We start from the raw sequence: 19,451 nt of genomic DNA, 5'->3' as shown, positions 1-19,451 counted from the left end.
GGTCGTTAGCCCTTTCCGTGGCTGGGTGCGACGACGAATCCGAGCCTCGTGCGTCGGTACTGCTGGACCCGACGAGCGGGGACGTCGTCGATGCCGCCCTCCGCCCAGGGGTGGCACCGGCACACGCGCCATGCGGCGAGCAATCCGCCATGGACCAGGCCGTGCTCCTGGACGGCCTCGAGGCCGTAGGCGGAGCAGGACGGGTAGTACCGGCAGACGTCCCCGTAGAGAGGGGAGACCACGCGACGGTAGAGGCTGATCACGGCGATGGCCGCGTTCCGGGGCGCCAGGACGACGGAGGTCAGTGCCCTCTTCATATCGTCCTCACGGCCCGCGTCACGGCTGACGCCATCTCCTCCTGCAGGGTAGCCCACGGTGTCCGCTCCATGCCTGGCAGTACGCGGATCACGATGGAGGTGCCCGGGGGGACCGTGGGCAGGAGACCCGCCGACACGGCCTTGAGGCGGCGCCGGACGAGGTTGCGCGTCACGGCGTTGCCCACCTTCTTCGAGACGATGAACCCGAAGCGGGTCGGTGCGTCCGGGGGACCGGCGAGGGCGGAGACGATCGCCGTCCCGGTGGTCGAACGGCGTCCCCGCCTGACGATGGTGCGGTAGTCCGCCCCGCTCGTCACGCGGTTCTGCCGTGCGAGCACGGGCTACGCGGAGAGCTCGGTGCGTCCCTTGCCACGGCGGGCGGCGAGGATGGCGCGGCCGGCGCGGGTGCGCATGCGGAGGCGGAAGCCGTGCTTCTTGGCCTTCTTGCGGTTGTTCGGCTGGAAGGTGCGCTTGCTCACGGTGAGTCTCCACTCAGGTTGGTCCACGGGGCCGACGAGTGCGGCTGGGAAGATGGGGCAGCCTCGACAGGCTGGGTCAACTGCCTAAATCTACGGGCAGAGGGCCCTCCGGTCAAACCCGGGAGCAGGATCGTGATTATCCACACGGGGAGCCCATCGGCCGGTATTGACATGCCGCCGTCGATAGGGTCGATTTGTCCTGATCTCCGGCAGTGGCTAGCGTGTGGCGTGGCCGCGACGCGCCGGGGATCGCCCGCGCGGTGCATGACGGCCCGTTCGCACACAGGGTGGATAACCCTGTGAGTAACTATGCTGTCCGCCATCGTGGTGCTCGGATGGTCCGCACCCTCGGAGCCTCCGGGGACGGACGCCGCACGAACTACCGCGACGCCCTCCCGGCGCCGACAGCAGCCCGCGCACCGTGATGCGGCCCCGGCATCAGCCGCGGGATCGAGTCCGGTGGCGGCAGATGGGGAAACATGTCCGACCGCTCCGACCCGACGCACGCGATCTGGCAGAAGGTGCTGTCCGCCCTCACCGCGGACGACCGCATCACGCCGCAGCTGCACGGCTTCATCAGCCTCGTCGAGCCGAAGGGCGTGATGACCGGCACCCTCTACCTCGAGGTGCCGAACGACCTCACTCGCGGGATGCTCGAGCAGCGGATCCGCGTGCCCCTCCTCAACGCCATCGGCTCGCTCGACGAGGCGGCGGGCGTGAGCAACTTCGCCATCGTGGTCAACCCGGAGATCGCGCAGGACGCCTTCGCCCAGCACCCCGAGCCCGCAGCGGAGCAGCCGTACATCGAGACGCCGACCATCACCGCGCCGACCGACAACCCCGGGCTGCCGGCGTCGCCGTCCCGCGGCGACTCCCGCCTCAACCCGAAGTACGGCTTCGACACCTTCGTCATCGGCGGATCCAACCGATTCGCGCACGCCGCGGCCGTCGCGGTCGCCGAGGCGCCGGCCAAGGCGTACAACCCGCTCTTCATCTACGGCGACTCGGGTCTGGGCAAGACCCACCTGCTGCATGCGATCGGGCACTACGCCATCAGCCTCTACCCCGGCATCCGCGTGCGGTACGTGAGCTCGGAGGAGTTCACCAACGACTTCATCAACTCGATCGCGAACAACCGCTCGTCGCTCTTCCAGTCCCGCTACCGCGACAACGACATCCTGCTGATCGACGACATCCAGTTCCTCCAGGGCAAGGACTCCACACAGGAGGCCTTCTTCCACACCTTCAACACGCTGCACGACCACAACAAGCAGGTGGTCATCACGAGCGACCTCCCGCCGAAGCACCTCACGGGCTTCGAGGACCGGATGCGGTCGCGCTTCGAGTGGGGCCTCATCACCGACGTCCAGGCGCCCGACCTGGAGACCCGCATCGCGATCCTGCGCAAGAAGGCGCAGAGCGAGAAGCTGCAGGTGCCGGACGACATCCTCGAGTACATGGCCACGAAGGTCACGTCCAACATCCGGGAGCTCGAGGGCACGCTCATCCGCGTCACGGCCTTCGCGAGCCTCAACAAGACGCCGGTCGACCTGGCACTCGTGCAGACGGTGCTGAAGGACCTCATCACGCTGGACGAGGACAACGTCATCGCGCCGGTCGACATCATCAACCACACCGCGGCCTACTTCAAGCTGACCGTCGACGACCTCTACGGCTCCTCGCGGTCCCAGGCCGTCGCCACCGCCCGGCAGATCGCCATGTACCTCTGCCGCGAGCTGACGAACCTGTCGCTGCCCAAGATCGGGCAGCTGTTCGGCAACCGCGACCACACGACGGTCATGTACGCGAACAAGAAGATCACCGAGCTCATGAAGGAGCGCCGCTCGATCTACAACCAGGTCACGGAGCTGACGAGCCGGATCAAGCAGAACCACCGCTACGGCAAGATGTGACGCCGACAGCGCGAGCCCACGGGGCACGTGCGCCAGCAGCGGAGCAACAGGAGGGGTCGGACCGATGGTCCGGCCCCTCCGTCGTATCCAGGGAGGTCGTACGCGGGCGAGCATCGACCGAGGGCACGCCCCGTCCGTGCCGTGCGGTGTCGTCGGACCGAGCAAGCAGCAGAGCCCACGGCCTCGACGTGCGCGAGCAGGTACCCTGACGGCCCTCGAGGACGTCCTCGGTGGCTCGAACCCGCGTTCCCCACAGTGTGCACAGACTGTGGATAACTGTGGAGAACCGCCGGACGCGATGTGGGTTCGAGGAGCTCGCCTGTGGAACCGGCCTCGACGCGACGACGTCGTTCCGCCGAGTCCCCAGGCCGCTCCACACCCGTCCCACAAGTTCCAGACGTGTAGTTCCCTCTCAACCGCAGGGACTCCGGGAGTTGTCCACAGATTCCACAGCGGTTAAGACTATTGATCCTTAAACCCTTCATTGGATGTCGCCCAAGAACCTCAGGGTGTGGAGGGATCGACGGTCCCGGGGCCCCCCGCCGGCACGGCTAGCATTGACCGACAAATCTTCCGCTCATCGAGGGGTCCACAACGTGAAGTTCCAAGTCAACAGGGACGTCTTCAGCGAGGCGGTGTCCTTCGCCGTCAAGCTCCTGCCGCAGCGCACGACCCTCCCGATCCTGAGCGGTGTGCTCATCGAGGCGACCGAGGACGGGCTGACGCTGTCGTCGTTCGACTACGAGGTCTCGGCCCGCACGCAGATCCAGGCGGACATCGAGGAGTCCGGGCGGGTGCTGGTCTCCGGCCGCCTCCTGGCCGACATCGCCAACCGGCTGCCGAACGCGCCGGTGCGCTTCACGACCGAGGAGTCCAAGATCACCGTGTCGTGCGGATCCGCGCACTTCACGCTGCTGAGCATGCCCGTCGAGGAGTACCCGACGCTGCCGCAGATCTCCGAGCAGTCCGGGCTCCTCCCCGCCGAGCAGTTCGCCGCCGCCGTGTCCCAGGTCGCGGTCGCCGCGTCCCGCGACGACGTGACCCCCGTCATCACCGGCGTGCAGCTCGAGGTGGGGGAGACCAGCCTCGGCCTCATCGCCACCGACCGCTACCGCGTCGCCGTGCGCGAGATCGACTGGGACGGCGGTGACTCCACGAGCGACGGCACCAGCCGCACGGCGCTCGTTCCCGCTCGCACTCTCCAGGAGATCGGCAAGACCTTCGGCCACAGCGGGACGATCTCCGTGGCGATCACCGACACGGACGACCGCCAGCTCATCGCGTTCAGCGCGGACAGGAAGACCGTCACGTCGCTGCTCATCCGCGGCAACTTCCCCCCGGTCAAGCGCCTGTTCCCCGAGACGGTCGACAACTACGCGGTCATCAACACCGCCGACCTGATCGAGGCCACCCGTCGCGTCCAGCTGGTGCTGGAGCGCGAGGCGGCCCTGCGGTTCACCTTCACCATCGACGGCCTCACCCTGGAGGCCATCGGCTCCGAGCACGCGCAGGCATCGGAGAGCATCGACGCCCTCCTCACCGGCGTGGACACCGTCGTCTCGCTCAAGCCGCAGTTCCTGCTGGACGGCCTGGGTGCCGTCCACTCCGAGTTCGTCCGCCTCTCGTTCACGAAGACGGACAACCCGAACAAGCCCGGTCCCGTGCTGATCACGAGTCAGTCGTCCAAGGACCAGGCTGGAGCAGACAACTACCGGTACCTGCTGCAGCCGAACCTGCTGCTGCGCTAGACCGCGATCAAGGAGAGAACATGCACATCGGACTCGTCGGACTCGGCAAGATGGGCGCTCGCATGCGCGCGCGCCTCGAGAAGAACGGCATCGAGGTGACCGGCTACGACACCAACCCCGAGGTCTCCGACGTGGCCACGCTCGAGGACCTCGCCGCGGCGCTGCCCGCGCCCCGCCTCGTCTGGGTCATGGTGCCGGCCGGCAAGGTCACGCAGAACGTCGTGGGCGACCTCGCCCGCATCCTGGAGCCCGGCGACCTGGTGATCGACGGCGGCAACTCCAAGTTCACCGACGACTTCGCCCACGCCGGCTTGCTCAAGGACAAGGGCATCGACTTCGTCGACGCCGGCGTCTCCGGCGGCGTCTGGGGACTCGAGAACGGATACGGCCTCATGGTCGGCGGACCCGCGGAGCAGGTCCAGCGCGCGATGCCCGTCTTCGACGCGCTCCGCCCCGAGGGCCCCCGCGAGGAGGGCTTCGTCCACGTCGGCGACTCCGGCGCCGGGCACTACGCGAAGATGGTCCACAACGGCATCGAGTACGCGATGATGCAGTCGTTCGCCGAGGGCTACGAGCTCCTCGCGGCGCGCAAGGACATCATCAAGGACGTCACCGGCACGTTCGAGGCCTGGCAGCGCGGCACGGTCGTGCGCTCCTGGCTGCTCGAGCTGCTGGTCAAGGCGCTCAAGGAGGACCCGGGCTTCGCGGACATCGAGGGCTTCGTGCAGGACTCCGGCGAGGGCCGCTGGACGATCGAGGAGGCGCTCGACAACGCGGTGCCCATGCCGGCGATCAGCGCGTCGATCTTCGCGCGCTTCTCCTCCCGCCAGGAGGACTCCCCGGCCATGAAGGCCGTCGCGGCGCTGCGCAACCAGTTCGGCGGCCACTCGGTGCAGAAGAAGTCCTGACCACCGGATGATCGTCCGTCACCTCTCCCTGGGTGACTTCCGCAACTACACCCGCGCGGACGTCGAGCTCCTGCCCGGTGCCACCCTCTTCGTGGGCAGCAACGGGCAGGGCAAGACGAACCTGGTGGAGGCGCTGGGCTTCCTGAGCACGCTCGGGTCGCACCGCGTCTCCACCGACCAGGCGCTGATCCGCCAGGGCGCGGAGTCCGCCGTGATCCGGGCGCTCCTGCAGCATGCGGGTCGGGAGCTCCGGGTCGAGGTGCAGATCAACCGCTCGGGGGCGAACCGGGCGCAGGTGAACAGCACGCCCACCAAGCCGCGCGAGCTGCCGCGGTACTTCTCGAGCGTGCTGTTCGCTCCGGAGGACCTGGCGCTGGTCCGGGGGGATCCGTCGGGTCGGCGCCGTCTCCTCGACCAGCTCCTCGTGCTGCGGACCCCGCGGCTCGCCGGCGTGCTGTCAGACTACGACCGGGCGCTCAAGCAGCGGAACACCCTGCTGAAGTCCGCTCGAGCGCGGGGGATGAAGGCCGACCAGCTCGGCACGCTCGACATCTGGGACGAGCGGCTCGTGGCCATCGGCTCGCAGATCATCGCGGCGCGCGGTGCGCTCGTCGAGGCGCTGCAGCCCGAGCTGGCGCGCGCGTACCTAGCGGTGGCGGGATCCGACCACGGCCCGTCGGCCCGTCCCGAGCTGAGCATCCTCGCCGACGACCCGGGGGAGGACGACGTCGCGGACGAGTCCGGCGCGCGCGACGGTGCGCGGTTCACGAGGACCGAGGACGTCGTCCCGGTGTTCGCCGCCGCCATCGCGCGGATGCGCCCGCGCGAGCTCGAGCGCGGCCTCACCCTGGTGGGCCCGCATCGCGACGACGTGCTGTTCCGTCTCAACGGGTTACCGGCGAAGGGCTACGCCAGCCACGGGGAGTCGTGGTCGTTCGCCCTCGCGATCAAGCTCGCCTCGGCCGAGCTGCTGCGCCGCGACTCGCAGACGGGCGACCCCGTGCTCATCCTCGACGACGTGTTCGCGGAGCTCGACCAGGCGCGTCGCGGTCGTCTGGCGGAGGCGGTCACGGGCTTCGAGCAGGTGCTCATCACCGCGGCCGTGTTCGAGGACGTGCCCGAGCACCTCGCGGCCAACGCCGTGCACATCCGGGCCGGCGAGATCGTCGAGGCGCCGACTCCGCCGACGACGACCGACGGTGGCGAGGGAGCGGCGTGATCCCCCGCGCCGCCGACGGCGGTCCGCTGCCCGAGTCCGAGGCGGTCGCCGTGTACCGCCGCTTCCGCCGGGTGTTCGGCGACGCCTCCGTGCGCTCGCCCTCCGCACGGAAGCGCCGGGAGCAGAAGGCGGGCAGCTCGCCGTTCCAGCCGGGACGGGACCCCGACTCGCTCGGGAACGTCATGGACTCGCTCACATCGCGCATGGGCTGGACCTCCTCGTTGTCGCAGGCCGAGCTCATGGCAGCGTGGACGACGATCGCCGGTGAGGAGACCGCCGTGCACTCCTCTCCCGTCGGCATCGAGGACGGCCTCCTCACGGTCGAGTGCGAGTCCACGGCGTGGGCGACGCAGCTCCGGCTGATGCGCGTGGAGATCACGACGCGCATCGCGGAGCGCTTCCCCGACGCGGGCATCCGGTCGATCCGCTTCCAGGGGCCGAACGCCCCGTCGTGGAAAAAGGGTCCCAGGTCGATCCCAGGGCGGGGTCCGCGCGATACCTACGGCTAGGGAGGCGAATCAGGTCACCCCCGGCACGAAAAGGCGTCAGCGGGCCGGATAGGCGGTGCGGAGCCTACTCCTGCGATAGAATGAGGGGTCGCCCGCAGCCAAGGGACGACGGTCGGCGGATCACCTCGTGATCGGCGCTCGACCGCCGTCGGGCAGGGGCGCGTCGACGCGGCAGGAGCCACCACTTCATGACATCGGATGCCTCACAGGACCTCCCCGACGACTCCACCCCCGACGAGGTGGAGGTCGAGGAGACGCACAACGACTCCGACCACATCACCCGCCAGCAGGTGAGCAACGACTACGGCGCCAACGAAATCCAGGTGCTCGAGGGCCTCGAGGCTGTGCGCAAGCGGCCCGGCATGTACATCGGGTCCACCGGCCCGCGCGGCCTGCACCACCTGGTCAGCGAGATCGTCGACAACTCGGTCGACGAGGCCCTCGCCGGCTACGCCAGCGACATCCAGGTCACCATGCGCAAGGACGGCGGCATCCGCGTCGTCGACGACGGCCGCGGCATCCCGGTCGACATCCACCCCGTCGAGGGCATCTCCACGGTCGAGCTCGTGCTCACCAAGCTGCACGCCGGCGGCAAGTTCGGCGGCGGCGGATACGCGGTGTCGGGCGGCCTGCACGGCGTCGGCAGCTCCGTGGTGAACGCGCTGTCCGAGCGGCTCGACGTCGAGGTGCGTCGTCAGGGCGCCGTCTGGCGCCAGAGCTTCACCATCGGCGTGCCGGACGCGCCCCTGGAGAAGGGCGAGGGATCCACCGAGACCGGCACGACCATCACCTTCTGGCCGAGCCGCGAGATCTTCGAGACCGTCGAGTTCGACTACGACACCCTCCGCGCGCGCTTCCAGCAGATGGCGTTCCTCAACAAGGGCCTCGCCCTCACGCTGCACGACGAGCGCGAGGAGGACGGTGCCGAGCACCGCACCGAGAAGTTCCTCTACGAGCGCGGCCTCGTCGACTACGTCGAGCACCTCGTCAAGGCGAAGAAGACCGAGGTCGTCAACGCCGACGTCATCGCGTTCGAGTCCGAGGACACGGTCAAGAAGATCAGCCTCGAGGTCGCGATGCAGTGGACCACCTCCTACACGGAGAGCGTCCACACCTACGCGAACACCATCAACACCCACGAGGGCGGCACGCACGAGGAGGGGTTCCGCGCGGCGCTCACTACACTCGTGAACCGCTACGCGCGCGAGAACAAGCTGCTCCGCGAGAAGGACGAGAACCTCACGGGCGACGACGTCCGCGAGGGCCTCACCGCCGTCATCTCCGTGAAGCTCGGCGAGCCGCAGTTCGAGGGCCAGACCAAGACGAAGCTCGGCAACACCGAGGCGAAGGCCTACGTGCAGCGCATCGTCGGCCAGCAGCTCGGCGACTGGCTGGAGAAGAACCCGGCGCAGGCGAAGGACATCATCCGCAAGGGCATGCAGGCATCGCAGGCTCGCCTCGCCGCCCGCAAGGCGCGCGAGCAGACCCGGCGCAAGGGCCTGCTCGAGTCCGGCGGCATGCCCGGCAAGCTCAAGGACTGCCAGAGCAAGGACCCGGCGCTGTCCGAGGTCTTCCTCGTCGAGGGCGACTCGGCCGGCGGATCCGCGGTGCAGGGCCGGAACCCCACGACGCAGGCGATCCTGCCGCTGCGAGGGAAGATCCTCAACGTGGAGAAGGCCCGCCTCGACCGCGCGCTCCAGAACAACGAGGTGCAGTCGATGATCACCGCGTTCGGCGCGGGCATCGGCGAGGACTTCAACGCCGAGAAGGTCAGGTACCACAAGATCGTGCTGATGGCCGACGCGGACGTCGACGGCCAGCACATCACGACCCTCCTGCTCACCCTGCTGTTCCGCTACATGCGGCCGCTCATCGAGCTCGGCTACGTGTACCTCGCGCAGCCGCCGCTGTACCGGCTGAAGTGGTCGAACGCCGACCACCAGTACGTCTACACGGACGCCGAGCGCGACGCGCTGCTCGCGCACGGGCAGGCGAACGGCAAGCGGATCCCCAAGGACAACGGCATCCAGCGCTACAAGGGCCTGGGCGAGATGGACTACAAGGAGCTGTGGGAGACCACCATGGACCCCGCCACGCGGACGCTCATGCAGGTCACCCTCGACGACGCCGCCGGTGCCGACGAGGTCTTCTCGACGCTGATGGGCGAGGACGTCGAGTCCCGCCGCAGCTTCATCCAGCGCAACGCCAAGGACGTCAGGTTCCTCGACATCTGATCGACCAGGCGGCCGGCCGGCCCGATCCCGGCCGCCGCCCGGCACCGACTCCACGCTCCATCGACATCTGAACGGGACCTCCATGGCCGACGACATCACTCCGGACGACGAGCAGGGCACGGGGGCGACCCCGGACGACGAGCAGGCGTCGTCGACCGACGACGCCCTGCCCCAGGAGGGCGTGACGCCGGCGTCGTCCGCGGCCGCCGCGTCGGACTCGCTGCCGGGCGCCATCATCGACCCCGACGCCACCGTCGTCGTCTCCCACGACCGCATCGAGCAGGTCGATCTGCAGCTCGAGATGCAGCGGTCGTTCCTCGACTACGCGATGAGCGTCATCGTCCAGCGCGCGCTCCCCGAGGTGCGCGACGGCCTCAAGCCCGTGCACCGCCGCGTGATCTACGCCATGTACGACGGCGGCTACCGTCCCGACCGCTCCTTCTTCAAGTCGGCGCGCGTGGTCGGCGAGGTCATGGGCCAGTTCCACCCCCACGGCGACTCCTCCATCTACGACGCGCTCGTGCGCCTCGTCCAGCCGTGGAGCCTGCGCTACCCGCTCGCGCTCGGCCAGGGCAACTTCGGCTCGGCCGGCAACGACGGCGCCGCCGCCCCCCGGTACACCGAGACCAAGATGGCGCCCCTCGCCATGGAGATGGTCCGGGACATCACCGAGGACACGGTCGACTTCCAGGACAACTACGACGGCCGCACGCTCGAGCCGAAGATCCTGCCGTCGCGGTTCCCCAACCTGCTGGTCAACGGATCCGTGGGCATCGCGGTCGGCATGGCCACCAACATCCCGCCGCACAACCTCCGCGAGGTCGCCGCCGGCGCGCAGTGGCTGCTCGCCAACCCCGACGCGAACCGGGAGGAGCTGCTCGAGGCGCTCCTCGAGCGGATCAAGGGCCCGGACTTCCCGACGGGCGCGCAGGTGCTCGGCACCAAGGGCATCATCGACGCGTACCGCACGGGTCGTGGGTCCATCACGATGCGCGCGGTCGTCGCGGTCGAGGAGATCCAGGGCCGCGTCTGCCTGGTGGTCACCGAGCTGCCGTACCAGGTGAACCCCGACAACCTGGCGATCAAGATCGCCGAGCTCGTGAAGGACGGGAAGCTCGGCGGCGTCGCCGACATCCGCGACGAGACCTCGGGCCGCACCGGCCAGCGCCTCGTCATCGTGCTGAAGCGCGACGCGGTCGCCAAGGTCGTGCTGAACAACCTCTACAAGCACACGCAGCTGCAGGAGAACTTCGGCGCGAACATGCTCGCGATCGTCGACGGGATCCCGCGCACCCTCGCGCTCGACGGCTTCATCTCCGCCTGGGTCGACCACCAGATCGACGTCATCGTGCGGCGCACGCAGTACCGGCTCAACGAGGCCGAGGCGCGCGCCCACATCCTGCGCGGCTACCTCAAGGCGCTCGACGCGCTCGACGACGTCATCGCCCTCATCCGCCGGTCCGAGACCGTGGAGGTGGCGCGCAGCGGCCTGATGAAGCTGCTCGACATCGACGAGCTCCAGGCCAACGCGATCCTCGAGATGCAGCTCCGTCGGCTCGCGGCCCTGGAGCGCCAGAAGATCCAGGACCAGGCGGCCGAGCTCGAGGAGCGCATCGCCGAGTACAAGCACATCCTCGCGACGCCGTCCGTGCAGCGGGAGATCATCAGCACCGAGCTGCAGGAGATCACCGACAAGTACGGCGACGACCGGCGCACGGAGATCATGCTCGGCTTCGACGGCGACATGAGCATGGAGGACCTCATCCCCGAGGAGGAGATGGTGGTCACGGTCACGCGCGGCGGGTACATCAAGCGCACGCGCATCGACAACTACCGCAGCCAGCACCGCGGCGGCAAGGGCGTCCGCGGCGCGCAGCTCCGGGCGGACGACGTGGTGGAGCACTTCTTCGTCACGACCACGCACCACTGGCTCCTGTTCCTCACGGACAAGGGCCGGGTCTACCGCGCGAAGGCGTACGAGCTCCAGGAGGCCGGCCGCGACGCCAAGGGCCAGCACGTCGCCAACCTGCTGGCCATGCAGCCGGACGAGGAGATCCAGCAGGTCCTCGACATCCGCGACTACCAGGTGGCGCAGTACCTCGTGCTCGCCACCCGCGACGGCCTGATGAAGAAGACCGCGCTCACCGAGTACGACACGAACCGCACGGGCGGCATCATCGCGATCAATCTCCGTGACGGCGACGCGCTCGTGTCGGCGCTGCTCGTGGACGAGGACGACGACCTGCTGCTCGTGTCACGCAAGGGCATGTCGCTGCGGTTCTCCGCCGACAACCAGGCGCTGCGTCCCATGGGCCGCTCGACCTCGGGAGTGAAGGGCATGACCTTCCGCGGGGACGACACGCTGCTGAGCGCATCCGTCGTCGGCGAGCAGGGATTCGTCTTCGTCGTCACCGAGGGCGGCTTCGCCAAGCGCACCGCGGCCGACCAGTACCGCGTGCAGAACCGCGGCGGCATGGGCATCAAGGTCGCGAAGCTCCAGGACGCCCGCGGCGACCTGGCCGGCGCCCTGATCGTGGGCGAGGAGGACGAGATCCTCGTCGTGCTCGCCAGCGGCAAGGTGGTACGCTCTGCCGTGGCCGAGGTCCCGGCGAAGGGCAGAGACACCATGGGTGTCGTGTTCGCCCGATTCGCGGACGACGACAGGATCATCTCACTGGCCAAGAACTCCGAACGCAACCTGGTGGTCCCCGAAGCTGCGCCCGACGCGTCCGACGGTACCGCTGCTGGGAAGGAAACACCTGATGAGTAGTGTCGCCGAGAAGCTCGCGAAGAAGTCGTCGCGAGCGACCACCACCAAGCAGGTGCGTCTCAAGCTCGTGTACGTCGACTTCTGGTCGGCGCTGAAGCTCGCGTTCCTCTTCTCGGTGGTGCTCGGCGTCATCACCGTCGTGGCCACGTTCCTCATCTACGTCGTGCTGCAGACCACGAACGTGTTCGGCACGGTGGACCAGCTCTTCCAGGAGGTCTCCGGATCCACGGACTTCTCCCTCCAGGACGTCTTCGGCCTGGGTCAGGTGCTCGGCTTCGCCATCGTGGTGGCCGTGCTCAACATCGTCGTCGGCACCGTGCTCGGTGCGGTGGCCGCGCTGCTGTACAACCTCAGCGTGCGCATCACCGGCGGCGTGCTCGTCGGCTTCACCAACGCGTAGCCGATTGGGAGAAACGGGCAGGCGTACGGTAACGTGTACCTGCCCGATGGGGATATAGCTCAGTTGGTTAGAGCGCTTCACTGATAATGAAGAGGTCCCAGGTTCAAATCCTGGTATCCCCACCAACACCCCCGGATCCGTGTGATCCGGGGGCATGGCGGGAAACGAGTCGGTAGATCGCGAGGCGGTCCGAGGCTCGCCGATCGGGGTCATAGCTCAATTGGTAGAGCGCCTGCTTTGCAAGCAGGAGGTCCGGGGTTCGATTCCCCGTGACTCCACATCCGGCCCTCGTGGGCCATCCCCGCTCGCCGCCGGCGGCTCGAGCTCCCGGCACGCGGTCGCTCCTCGGTGTCCTCGTTCGTCGCCGACGTCGTGGTGCTGGGCTGCCACGTCCCGCGTACGACGAAGGCCCGGGCACCTGTCGGTGTCCGGGCCTTCTCGCGATCGCGTCGCGATCGACGTGCGGAGGTCAGCTCGAGGGCTGGTCCTTCGCGGTCGCGTCGACGGCCTCGGGCTCGTCGTCGGCGATCCAGAGATCGTCATCCGCGCGGAACGTCTGGTACAGCGCGTACCCGACCCCGCCCACCACCACGACGCCGAGCGCGATGAGGGCGACTCCGCCGAAGCCGAGGCCCTTCTTCGCGGGTGCCGCCTGCGGCACATAGCGGCCGACGTACGAGCGGCCGTTCTCGACGTAGTGCTTGCCGAACTCCTGCGCCTTCGAGGAGACCTTGCCCGCCTTCTTGACGGCGTCCTTCACCTGCTTGCTGTTGCGGATGCCCTCGGTCGCGGCGACCGCGGATCCGGCGGCACCGGCGACGGCCGGGAGGACCGTGTGCGTGAAGCCCTTGTAGGCCGAGTCGGCCGCCGTGCGCACGCGCTCGGCGCCGGCCTCGTAGCCCGGACGGATGTGGTCGTCGACGCCGCGCTTGACGGCGGGGACGACGTGCTGGTCGGAGAGCTTGCGGGCGGTGTGCGCGGCCTCGGCCACGACGACGTTGGCCCGGTCGAGGACCTCGCGCTGCTCCTTGAGGACGGCGGCCGCGTGGGTGCGGAGCTTCGCCAACTCCTTCTTGTTCTTGCGTGACAGACCCAAGGGGACCTCCATCGGTGTGATTTCGCCAGGATCCCCAGTCTGGCACGGGTGCCACCGAGGGCAAACAGGGCGGAGCCTGTGCGTCCCCCGAGTCCCAGCTCCGCCGTGAGACCATTGCTCCATGTCTGCGCACACTCACGTCGCCACCATGACGACCAACCACGGCACCATCGTCCTCAACCTCTTCGGGTCCCACGCGCCCCAGACCGTCGAGAACTTCGTCGGCCTCGCCACGGGCGGGAAGGAGTGGACCCACCCCCAGACCGGCAAGAAGTCGACCGACCCGCTGTACGACGGCGTCGTCTTCCACCGCATCATCAAGGACTTCATGCTCCAGGGCGGCGACCCGCTCGGCCAGGGCACCGGTGGCCCGGGCTACCAGTTCGATGACGAGATCAGCCGCGACCTGGACTTCTCGAAGCCCTACATCCTCGCCATGGCGAACGCCGGCACGCAGGGCGGCCGCGGCACCAACGGCTCGCAGTTCTTCATCACCACGGCGCCCACCACGTGGCTCCAGGGCAAGCACACGATCTTCGGCGAGGTCGCCGACGACGCGTCCAAGAAGGTCGTCGACGCGCTCAACGCCGTCCCGACCGACGGCCGCGACCGTCCCCGCGAGGACGTCGTGATCGAGAGCGTCACCGTCGAGAAGGTCTGATGACCGACTCACCCCGTACGGCGGCCGACCGCTGCTACCGGCACCCCGATCGGCAGAGCTTCGTGCTGTGCCAGCGATGCGGGCGGACCATCTGCCCCGAGTGCCAGACGCCGGCCGCCGTCGGGGTGATCTGCCCGGAGGACATGAAGGAGCAGCGTCGCACCGCTCCTCGTTCCCGGGCGTCGTTCGTCACGCGCATGACGCGGAGCTCCGCGCCCGTAGTGACGTACGCGATCATGGCCGTCTGCGCCGTGGTCTGGATCCTGCAGGTGCTGCCCATCGTGGGCGGCTACGTCACCACGTCCCTCTGGTTCGCGCCGGTCTACGGCAGCGTCGCCTCCGGTGACTACGAGCCGTGGCGCATGCTCACGAGCGCGTTCACGCACTCCCCGGACAGCATCTTCCACATCGTGCTCAACATGCTGTCCGTCTACGTCTTCGGCCGCGTCCTCGAGCCCATGCTCGGCCGCGTCCGCTTCCTCGCGCTCTTCCTGATCTCGGCCCTCGGGGGTTCGCTCGCCGTCGAGGTCATCGGCGCGGCCATGGGCGACTCGCTCACGGCCGTCGTCGGCGCCTCGGGCGCGATCTTCGGGCTCATGGGCGGCTACTTCGTGCTCGCGCGCAAGCTCGGCGGCAACGTGGGTCCGCTCCTGGGCGTCATCGCGCTGAACCTCCTGCTGGGCTTCGTGGTGCAGGGCGTCTCCTGGCAGGCGCACGTCGGCGGCCTCGTCACCGGTGCGCTCGTGGCGCTCGTGCTCCTGCGCACCCGGGACGCGCGGCAGCGCGGTGCGCAGATCGGCTCGCTGGGCGCTCTGGCCGCGGCGATCGTGGTCGCTGCGGCCGTCTTCCCCGTCGCCATCTGATCCGCACGTCGTCCCGCCCCGCGTCGCTCCCGTCGGAGCCACGCGGGGCGTCGTCGTCTTCGTGGCGGCATGGTGTCGGCCGATGCGCGCTCCCACGGGCGACAGCCGGGTTATCCACAGGCCAGTCCACAGTGGGGATAGTTACACGCGTGTCATTAGCGGTGCGCGGGACGGGTGGGCAGGACTCGGACACGGGTCGGCGGGTCGAGCGGATCCCGACCGCTGAGGGCTTCGGCGTGTAACCAGCGCGACAGGTCGCGTGCCTCGCCGGGTGCCGCGGAGTTCTCCACATGTGTGGAGGCTTGTGCACAGGTCCGCTGTGGAGAACGGCTCGATCGGGATCCGGCCGGGGATGCAGAAGAGCCCGCCACCGGGAGGTGGCGGGCTCTTCTTCGATGCGCTGCGGTCAGCGCCACCTGGTGGTCATCAGGAAGCCGACGAGGATGAGGCCGAAGCCGATGAGGATGTTGCCGACGCCGAGGTCGGGGATGGGGAAGGCGTTGAGGCTCACGTAGTAGACGATCAGCCAGGCGAGGCCGACGAGCATGAAGCCGAACATGATGGGCTTGAACCACACCGGGTTCGGGGCGTCCTCGTCGCGCACGCGTTCCTGGCGGGAGGGTCTCGTCGTCTTGTCGCGGGCCATGCCGAGATCCTAGCCGTACCCTCCTCCACGGGGCCCGGACGATGCCCGCGTCCACGGGGCGGCCGTCCCGGCCTGGCACCGAGGCGCGCCACCTACAATCGGCACATGAGCCCACAGGATCCTGCCCCCTCCCGCCGTGCCACGCGGCGCCGCGGCAGGCGGAACGACGTGCTGCTCGGCACGGTCGGCGTCCTCGGCGAGCTCCTCCTCACGGCCGGCGTGCTCATCATGCTGTTCCTGGGCTGGCAGCTCTGGTTCAACGACATCGTGGTGAGCAGCGGCCAGCGGGACCAGGCGCTGGAGAACAGCAGGAGCTGGGCCACCGCGGCTCCGGCGCCGGAGACGGCGCCGGATCCCGCCGCATCGCCGGATCCCGCCGCGACGCCCGCCGTCCCCGGGGACCCCGTGATCACTGCGGCGCCGGGTTCCGACGCCACCGACTTCGGCAACATCTACATCCCCCGGTTCGGCCCCGACTACGTCGTGCCCGTCGCCACGGGCGTCGGCCTCGGGAACGTGCTCAACCACGGCAAGATCGGGCACTACCGCGAGACCCAGATGCCCGGGCAGGTGGGGAACTTCGCGGTCGCGGCGCACCGCACCACGTACGGGAAGCCGTTCAACCAGATCACGGACCTTCGGGTGGGGGACGCCATCGTCGTCGAGACGCAGGACGGCTGGTACACGTACCGGTTCCGTACACTCGAGTACGTGAAGCCCACCGGAGTCGACGTGCTCAACCCGGTGCCCCAGGCGCCCGATGCGCAGCCGGGGGACCGGATCCTCACGATGACGAGCTGCAACCCGCTCTTCTCCGCAGCCGAGCGGGTGGTCGCCTACAGCGTCTTCGAGTCCTGGCAGCCGCGGTCCGACGCCTCGACTCCCGCCGCCCTCGCCGGCACCTCGTTCGCGAAGGCGGGCTGAGCGTGTACGCGGCGTTCTGGCGCATCCTCCCCGGGCCGGTCTGGGTGAGGCTCCTCATCATCCTGGTGCTGCTCGCGGCCATCCTCTTCTCGCTCGTCGCCTGGGTGTTCCCCTGGGTCGACTCCATCGTCAACACCCAGGAAGTCACGGTGCATCAGTGACGCGCGTCCTCGTCATCGACAACTACGACAGCTTCGTCTACACGCTCAACGGGTACCTGCAGCAGCTGGGCGCGGAGACCGTGGTCATGCGCAACGACGACCACGCCGGTGCCGACATGGCCGGCGTGATCTCGGAGTACGACGCGGTCCTGGTGTCGCCCGGTCCGGGCAAGCCGTCCGAGGCCGGCGTCTCCATCCCCACGGTCACGGCCGCGCTCGATTCCGGCACCCCGCTGCTCGGCGTCTGCCTCGGGCATCAGGCGATCGCGGAGGCCTTCGGCGCCACGGTCACCAACGCCGAGGAGCTCATGCACGGCAAGACCTCGCTCGTCACCCACGACGACGGCGACTTCTACCTCGGCGTCCCGCAGCCGTTCACGGCCACGCGGTACCACTCGCTCGCGGTCGTCGACGGCACGGTCCCCTCCGACCTCGTTGTGACCTCGCGCACCGAGGGCGGCGTCATCATGGGCCTCCGACACGAGGCCGCACCCATCGTCGGCGTCCAGTTCCACCCGGAGTCCGTGCTCACCGAGGGCGGCTACCGCATGCTCGGCAACTGGCTCGAGGGGGCCGGGCTCTCCGGAGCGCGCGACACGTCCTCGCGTCTGTCGCCGCTCGTCCGGGTCGCCTGAGGACCGACGCGCGATCCCTCGAGGTGATCGGGGGAGGCCGGTCCCGCTGGGCCCTCAGCCGCCTGCATCGGCGCCCGGGAGCACGCGGCACCGGCTGCGCTCCGCGGGCCTGCGTGTGAGATCGGAGAGCGTCACGGGTCGCCGGGCGTCGCCGGGCGGTGCCGTCAGCCTCGGGCGGGATCCGGTGTGGAGGTCGGGGCGCCCGGCGTGGGCGTGCCGCGGACCGCGCCCGTGCAGTAGGTGAGCGCCACGGTGGAGCGCTGGGCGACGTCGCCGGGCGGCACCGACTGCTGGATCACGGGAGATCCATCGGCGCGGCCGCAGGACGGGTCGCGACGCGTGGTCACGACGAGCTGCGACTCCTCGAGGAGCTTCTGCGCGTCCGACAGCGGCTGTCCCAGGACGTCGGGCAGGCTGACCTTGCCGTTCGACAGGATGAGCTTGACCGCGGACCCCTTGTCGACCTGCTGGGAGGCGGCGGGCTCCGACTGCATGACCACGCCGTCCGGCACGGTCGGCGACGACTGCCGGACCACCTCGCCCACCGTGAGGCCGGCCGCCTGGAGGCTGGCGGTGGCCGCGCCCTCGTCCAGGTTCATGACGTTGGGCACCTGGACCTCCGGCGGACCGGAGGAGACGAACACGTCGACCTCGGTCTTGGAGGCGACGTTCTGGCCCGGATCCGGGTTGGTGCGCAGCACGAGGCCCTCGGCGACGGACGTGCTCGGCTCGTCCCGCTCGAGGGGGACGAGGCCCGCCTCCTCGAGGGCGGCAGCTGCGCTGGTGTAGGTGGAGCCCGCGACGTCCGGGACGGTCGGGCTGATGTCGGGCGGGCCGATGGTGCTGAGGTTCGTGACCCAGATGACCACGGCGATGAGGATGACGACGACGACGGTGACGCCCGCCCAGATCCAGGGCACGGGCGGACGGCTCTGCGTGCGGACGGTGCGGTCGTCGTCAACGCCGAGCTGGCGGAGCGCCTGCTGGGAGGAGGTGGGGCCGGCCGGTGCGCCGAAGAGCGTGGCGCCCACGTCGTGGCTCGGCGCCTCCCGCGGCGCGAGGGTGCCCGCGGCGGCGAGGTCGAGGTCGGTGCGGAAGTCGCCCGCGGTCTGGAAGCGCGCGTAGCGGTCCTTCGCCATGGCGTGCAGGACGACCTGATCCAGCTGCGGGGACACGTGCTCCTGGACCGAGCTCGGCGCGACCGGCGTCTCGCTGACGTGCTGGTACGCGACGGCGACGGCGGTGTCGGCGCGGAAGGGGGCCTGACCCGTGAGCATCTCGAAGAGGACGACGCCGGCGGAGTAGAGGTCGGTGCGCGCATCCACCGACTCGCCCTTGGCCTGCTCCGGGGAGAAGTAGCGTGCGGTGCCGAGGATGGCCGTGGTCTGCGCGATGGTGGCGGAGGTGTCGGAGACGGCGCGCGCGATGCCGAAGTCCATGACCTTCACCTGGCCGGTGGGCGTGACCATGATGTTGCCCGGCTTGATGTCGCGGTGCACGACGCCCGCGCGGTGCGAGTACTCGAGGGCCGTGAGGACCTGGCGCATGATGCGGACGGCCTCGTCCGGGTCGAGCGGGCCGTCGGTGATGACGTCCTTCAGCAGGCGGCCCTCGACGCGCTCCATGACGATGAAGGGGACCGTGTGCGACGCGCCGTCCTGGTCGGTGACCACGTCCTCGCCGGCGTCGAAGACCCGCACGATGGTGGGGTGCGACATGCGCGCGGCGGCCTGGGCCTCCTGGCGGAAGCGGCTGCGGAAGGCCGGATCCTCGGCGAGACCGCGGCGCAGGACCTTGACGGCGACGCGGCGCCCGAGGCGCGCGTCCACGCCCTCGAACACGTCCGCCATGCCCCCGCGACCCAGCAGCGCCCCGACCTCGTAGCGGCCGCCCAGCACACGCGTGTCGGTCACGGACTGCCTCTCGTCGGGATCGGGATTCGGACGGGGATGAGCTTACCGGGGCTCC

18 protein-coding genes and 2 tRNA genes are annotated in these 19,451 nt (G+C 69.3%); 14 read left to right on the top strand and 6 right to left on the bottom strand.

Annotated elements, in window-relative coordinates; translation table 11 throughout:
* Positions 1 to 5 precede the first annotated feature (5 nt).
* Genes yidD through rpmH form a run of 3 tightly spaced genes read right to left on the bottom strand, consistent with a single transcriptional unit; the run spans position 6 to position 796 of the window.
* Entirely contained in the window at positions 6 to 317 is a 312-nt protein-coding gene (yidD, locus tag ACMT9T_RS10365) for a membrane protein insertion efficiency factor YidD (protein WP_116053925.1), read from the bottom strand.
* Positions 314 to 655 carry a ribonuclease P protein component gene (rnpA, locus tag ACMT9T_RS10360; protein ID WP_414745477.1) on the bottom strand — a complete coding sequence of 114 codons (342 nt, stop codon included), beginning with the start codon at positions 653 to 655 and terminating at the stop codon, positions 314 to 316. Before rnpA ends, yidD begins: the two co-directional genes overlap by 4 nt.
* A gap of 3 nt (positions 656 to 658) precedes the next feature.
* Complete coding sequence (rpmH, locus tag ACMT9T_RS10355; RefSeq protein ID WP_012039665.1) at positions 659 to 796, bottom strand: 50S ribosomal protein L34; 138 nt, start codon at positions 794 to 796, stop codon at positions 659 to 661.
* Positions 797 to 1,275: 479 nt separating this feature from the next.
* Between rpmH and dnaA the strand changes: the two genes are divergently transcribed.
* The 10 genes from dnaA (at position 1,276) to ACMT9T_RS10305 (ending at position 12,775) form a co-directional block, all read left to right on the top strand.
* Complete coding sequence (gene dnaA / locus ACMT9T_RS10350) at positions 1,276 to 2,709, top strand: chromosomal replication initiator protein DnaA (RefSeq protein WP_053773242.1); 1,434 nt, start codon at positions 1,276 to 1,278, stop codon at positions 2,707 to 2,709.
* A 596-nt stretch (positions 2,710 to 3,305) separates the two neighbouring features.
* Positions 3,306 to 4,457, top strand: a complete 1,152-nt coding sequence (gene dnaN, locus ACMT9T_RS10345) for a DNA polymerase III subunit beta (RefSeq protein WP_116053922.1) — start codon at positions 3,306 to 3,308, stop codon at positions 4,455 to 4,457.
* Between the two features lie 20 nt (positions 4,458 to 4,477).
* A complete protein-coding gene (gnd, locus tag ACMT9T_RS10340) occupies positions 4,478 to 5,365 on the top strand; it encodes a phosphogluconate dehydrogenase (NAD(+)-dependent, decarboxylating) (protein ID WP_414745476.1) in 888 nt (295 codons plus the stop codon).
* 7 nt (positions 5,366 to 5,372) lie between these two features.
* Positions 5,373 to 6,584 (top strand): DNA replication/repair protein RecF, encoded by a 1,212-nt coding sequence (gene recF, locus ACMT9T_RS10335; RefSeq protein ID WP_414745475.1) that lies wholly within the window; start codon positions 5,373 to 5,375, stop codon positions 6,582 to 6,584.
* Positions 6,581 to 7,093, top strand: coding sequence for a DciA family protein (locus ACMT9T_RS10330; protein WP_063070915.1), 513 nt, complete (start codon positions 6,581 to 6,583; stop codon positions 7,091 to 7,093). The genes recF and ACMT9T_RS10330 overlap by 4 nt, the downstream gene beginning before the upstream one ends.
* A gap of 188 nt (positions 7,094 to 7,281) precedes the next feature.
* The gene (gene gyrB, locus ACMT9T_RS10325) at positions 7,282 to 9,327 is read left to right on the top strand and encodes a DNA topoisomerase (ATP-hydrolyzing) subunit B (protein ID WP_414745474.1); all 2,046 of its coding nucleotides are present in this window, start codon (positions 7,282 to 7,284) and stop codon (positions 9,325 to 9,327) included.
* A gap of 82 nt (positions 9,328 to 9,409) precedes the next feature.
* The gene (gene gyrA, locus ACMT9T_RS10320) at positions 9,410 to 12,097 is read left to right on the top strand and encodes a DNA gyrase subunit A (protein WP_414745473.1); all 2,688 of its coding nucleotides are present in this window, start codon (positions 9,410 to 9,412) and stop codon (positions 12,095 to 12,097) included.
* Positions 12,090 to 12,497, top strand: a complete 408-nt coding sequence (locus ACMT9T_RS10315; protein WP_414745472.1) for a DUF3566 domain-containing protein — start codon at positions 12,090 to 12,092, stop codon at positions 12,495 to 12,497. The genes gyrA and ACMT9T_RS10315 overlap by 8 nt, the downstream gene beginning before the upstream one ends.
* Positions 12,498 to 12,545: 48 nt before the next feature.
* Positions 12,546 to 12,622 (top strand) — tRNA-Ile (locus ACMT9T_RS10310).
* 80 nt (positions 12,623 to 12,702) lie between these two features.
* Positions 12,703 to 12,775 (top strand) — tRNA-Ala (locus ACMT9T_RS10305).
* A 191-nt stretch (positions 12,776 to 12,966) separates the two neighbouring features.
* Here ACMT9T_RS10305 and ACMT9T_RS10300 read toward each other — a convergent pair.
* Positions 12,967 to 13,593 carry a hypothetical protein gene (locus ACMT9T_RS10300; RefSeq protein WP_414745471.1) on the bottom strand — a complete coding sequence of 209 codons (627 nt, stop codon included), beginning with the start codon at positions 13,591 to 13,593 and terminating at the stop codon, positions 12,967 to 12,969.
* Between the two features lie 121 nt (positions 13,594 to 13,714).
* Between ACMT9T_RS10300 and ACMT9T_RS10295 the strand changes: the two genes are divergently transcribed.
* Positions 13,715 to 14,254, top strand: a complete 540-nt coding sequence (locus ACMT9T_RS10295) for a peptidylprolyl isomerase (protein WP_414745470.1) — start codon at positions 13,715 to 13,717, stop codon at positions 14,252 to 14,254.
* Positions 14,254 to 15,117 carry a rhomboid family intramembrane serine protease gene (locus ACMT9T_RS10290; protein ID WP_414745469.1) on the top strand — a complete coding sequence of 288 codons (864 nt, stop codon included), beginning with the start codon at positions 14,254 to 14,256 and terminating at the stop codon, positions 15,115 to 15,117. The genes ACMT9T_RS10295 and ACMT9T_RS10290 overlap by 1 nt, the downstream gene beginning before the upstream one ends.
* Positions 15,118 to 15,523: 406 nt before the next feature.
* On the opposite strand, the gene ACMT9T_RS10285 is transcribed toward ACMT9T_RS10290, so the two are convergent.
* Positions 15,524 to 15,763 carry a cell division protein CrgA gene (locus ACMT9T_RS10285; RefSeq protein ID WP_015488825.1) on the bottom strand — a complete coding sequence of 80 codons (240 nt, stop codon included), beginning with the start codon at positions 15,761 to 15,763 and terminating at the stop codon, positions 15,524 to 15,526.
* Positions 15,764 to 15,868: 105 nt separating this feature from the next.
* On the opposite strand from ACMT9T_RS10285, the gene ACMT9T_RS10280 reads away from it, so the two are divergent.
* Complete coding sequence (locus ACMT9T_RS10280; protein WP_414745468.1) at positions 15,869 to 16,687, top strand: class E sortase; 819 nt, start codon at positions 15,869 to 15,871, stop codon at positions 16,685 to 16,687.
* A gap of 157 nt (positions 16,688 to 16,844) precedes the next feature.
* The gene (locus ACMT9T_RS10275) at positions 16,845 to 17,483 is read left to right on the top strand and encodes an anthranilate synthase component II (RefSeq protein ID WP_414745467.1); all 639 of its coding nucleotides are present in this window, start codon (positions 16,845 to 16,847) and stop codon (positions 17,481 to 17,483) included.
* A gap of 164 nt (positions 17,484 to 17,647) precedes the next feature.
* Here ACMT9T_RS10275 and pknB read toward each other — a convergent pair whose 3' ends face one another.
* Complete coding sequence (gene pknB / locus ACMT9T_RS10270) at positions 17,648 to 19,396, bottom strand: Stk1 family PASTA domain-containing Ser/Thr kinase (protein WP_414745466.1); 1,749 nt, start codon at positions 19,394 to 19,396, stop codon at positions 17,648 to 17,650.
* Positions 19,397 to 19,451 lie beyond the last annotated feature (55 nt).

The sequence above is a fragment of the Clavibacter vidaverae genome (assembly GCF_047529985.1).
Lineage (GTDB): Bacteria > Actinomycetota > Actinomycetes > Actinomycetales > Microbacteriaceae > Clavibacter > Clavibacter nebraskensis_A.
This window is presented reverse-complemented; position numbering and strand designations above follow the sequence as displayed.

Excerpts from the sequence above, each read along its gene's own strand:
- yidD (WP_116053925.1), bottom strand. The coding sequence starts at position 317 with ATGAAGAGGGCACTGACCTCCGTCGTCCTGGCGCCCCGGAACGCGGCC.
- dnaA (WP_053773242.1), top strand. The coding sequence starts at position 1,276 with ATGTCCGACCGCTCCGACCCGACGCACGCGATCTGGCAGAAGGTGCTG.
- gnd (WP_414745476.1), top strand. The coding sequence starts at position 4,478 with ATGCACATCGGACTCGTCGGACTCGGCAAGATGGGCGCTCGCATGCGC.
- recF (WP_414745475.1), top strand. The coding sequence starts at position 5,373 with ATGATCGTCCGTCACCTCTCCCTGGGTGACTTCCGCAACTACACCCGC.
- gyrB (WP_414745474.1), top strand. The coding sequence starts at position 7,282 with ATGACATCGGATGCCTCACAGGACCTCCCCGACGACTCCACCCCCGAC.
- gyrA (WP_414745473.1), top strand. The coding sequence starts at position 9,410 with ATGGCCGACGACATCACTCCGGACGACGAGCAGGGCACGGGGGCGACC.
- ACMT9T_RS10315 (WP_414745472.1), top strand. The coding sequence starts at position 12,090 with ATGAGTAGTGTCGCCGAGAAGCTCGCGAAGAAGTCGTCGCGAGCGACC.
- ACMT9T_RS10295 (WP_414745470.1), top strand. The coding sequence starts at position 13,715 with ATGTCTGCGCACACTCACGTCGCCACCATGACGACCAACCACGGCACC.
- ACMT9T_RS10290 (WP_414745469.1), top strand. The coding sequence starts at position 14,254 with ATGACCGACTCACCCCGTACGGCGGCCGACCGCTGCTACCGGCACCCC.
- ACMT9T_RS10285 (WP_015488825.1), bottom strand. The coding sequence starts at position 15,763 with ATGGCCCGCGACAAGACGACGAGACCCTCCCGCCAGGAACGCGTGCGC.
- ACMT9T_RS10280 (WP_414745468.1), top strand. The coding sequence starts at position 15,869 with ATGAGCCCACAGGATCCTGCCCCCTCCCGCCGTGCCACGCGGCGCCGC.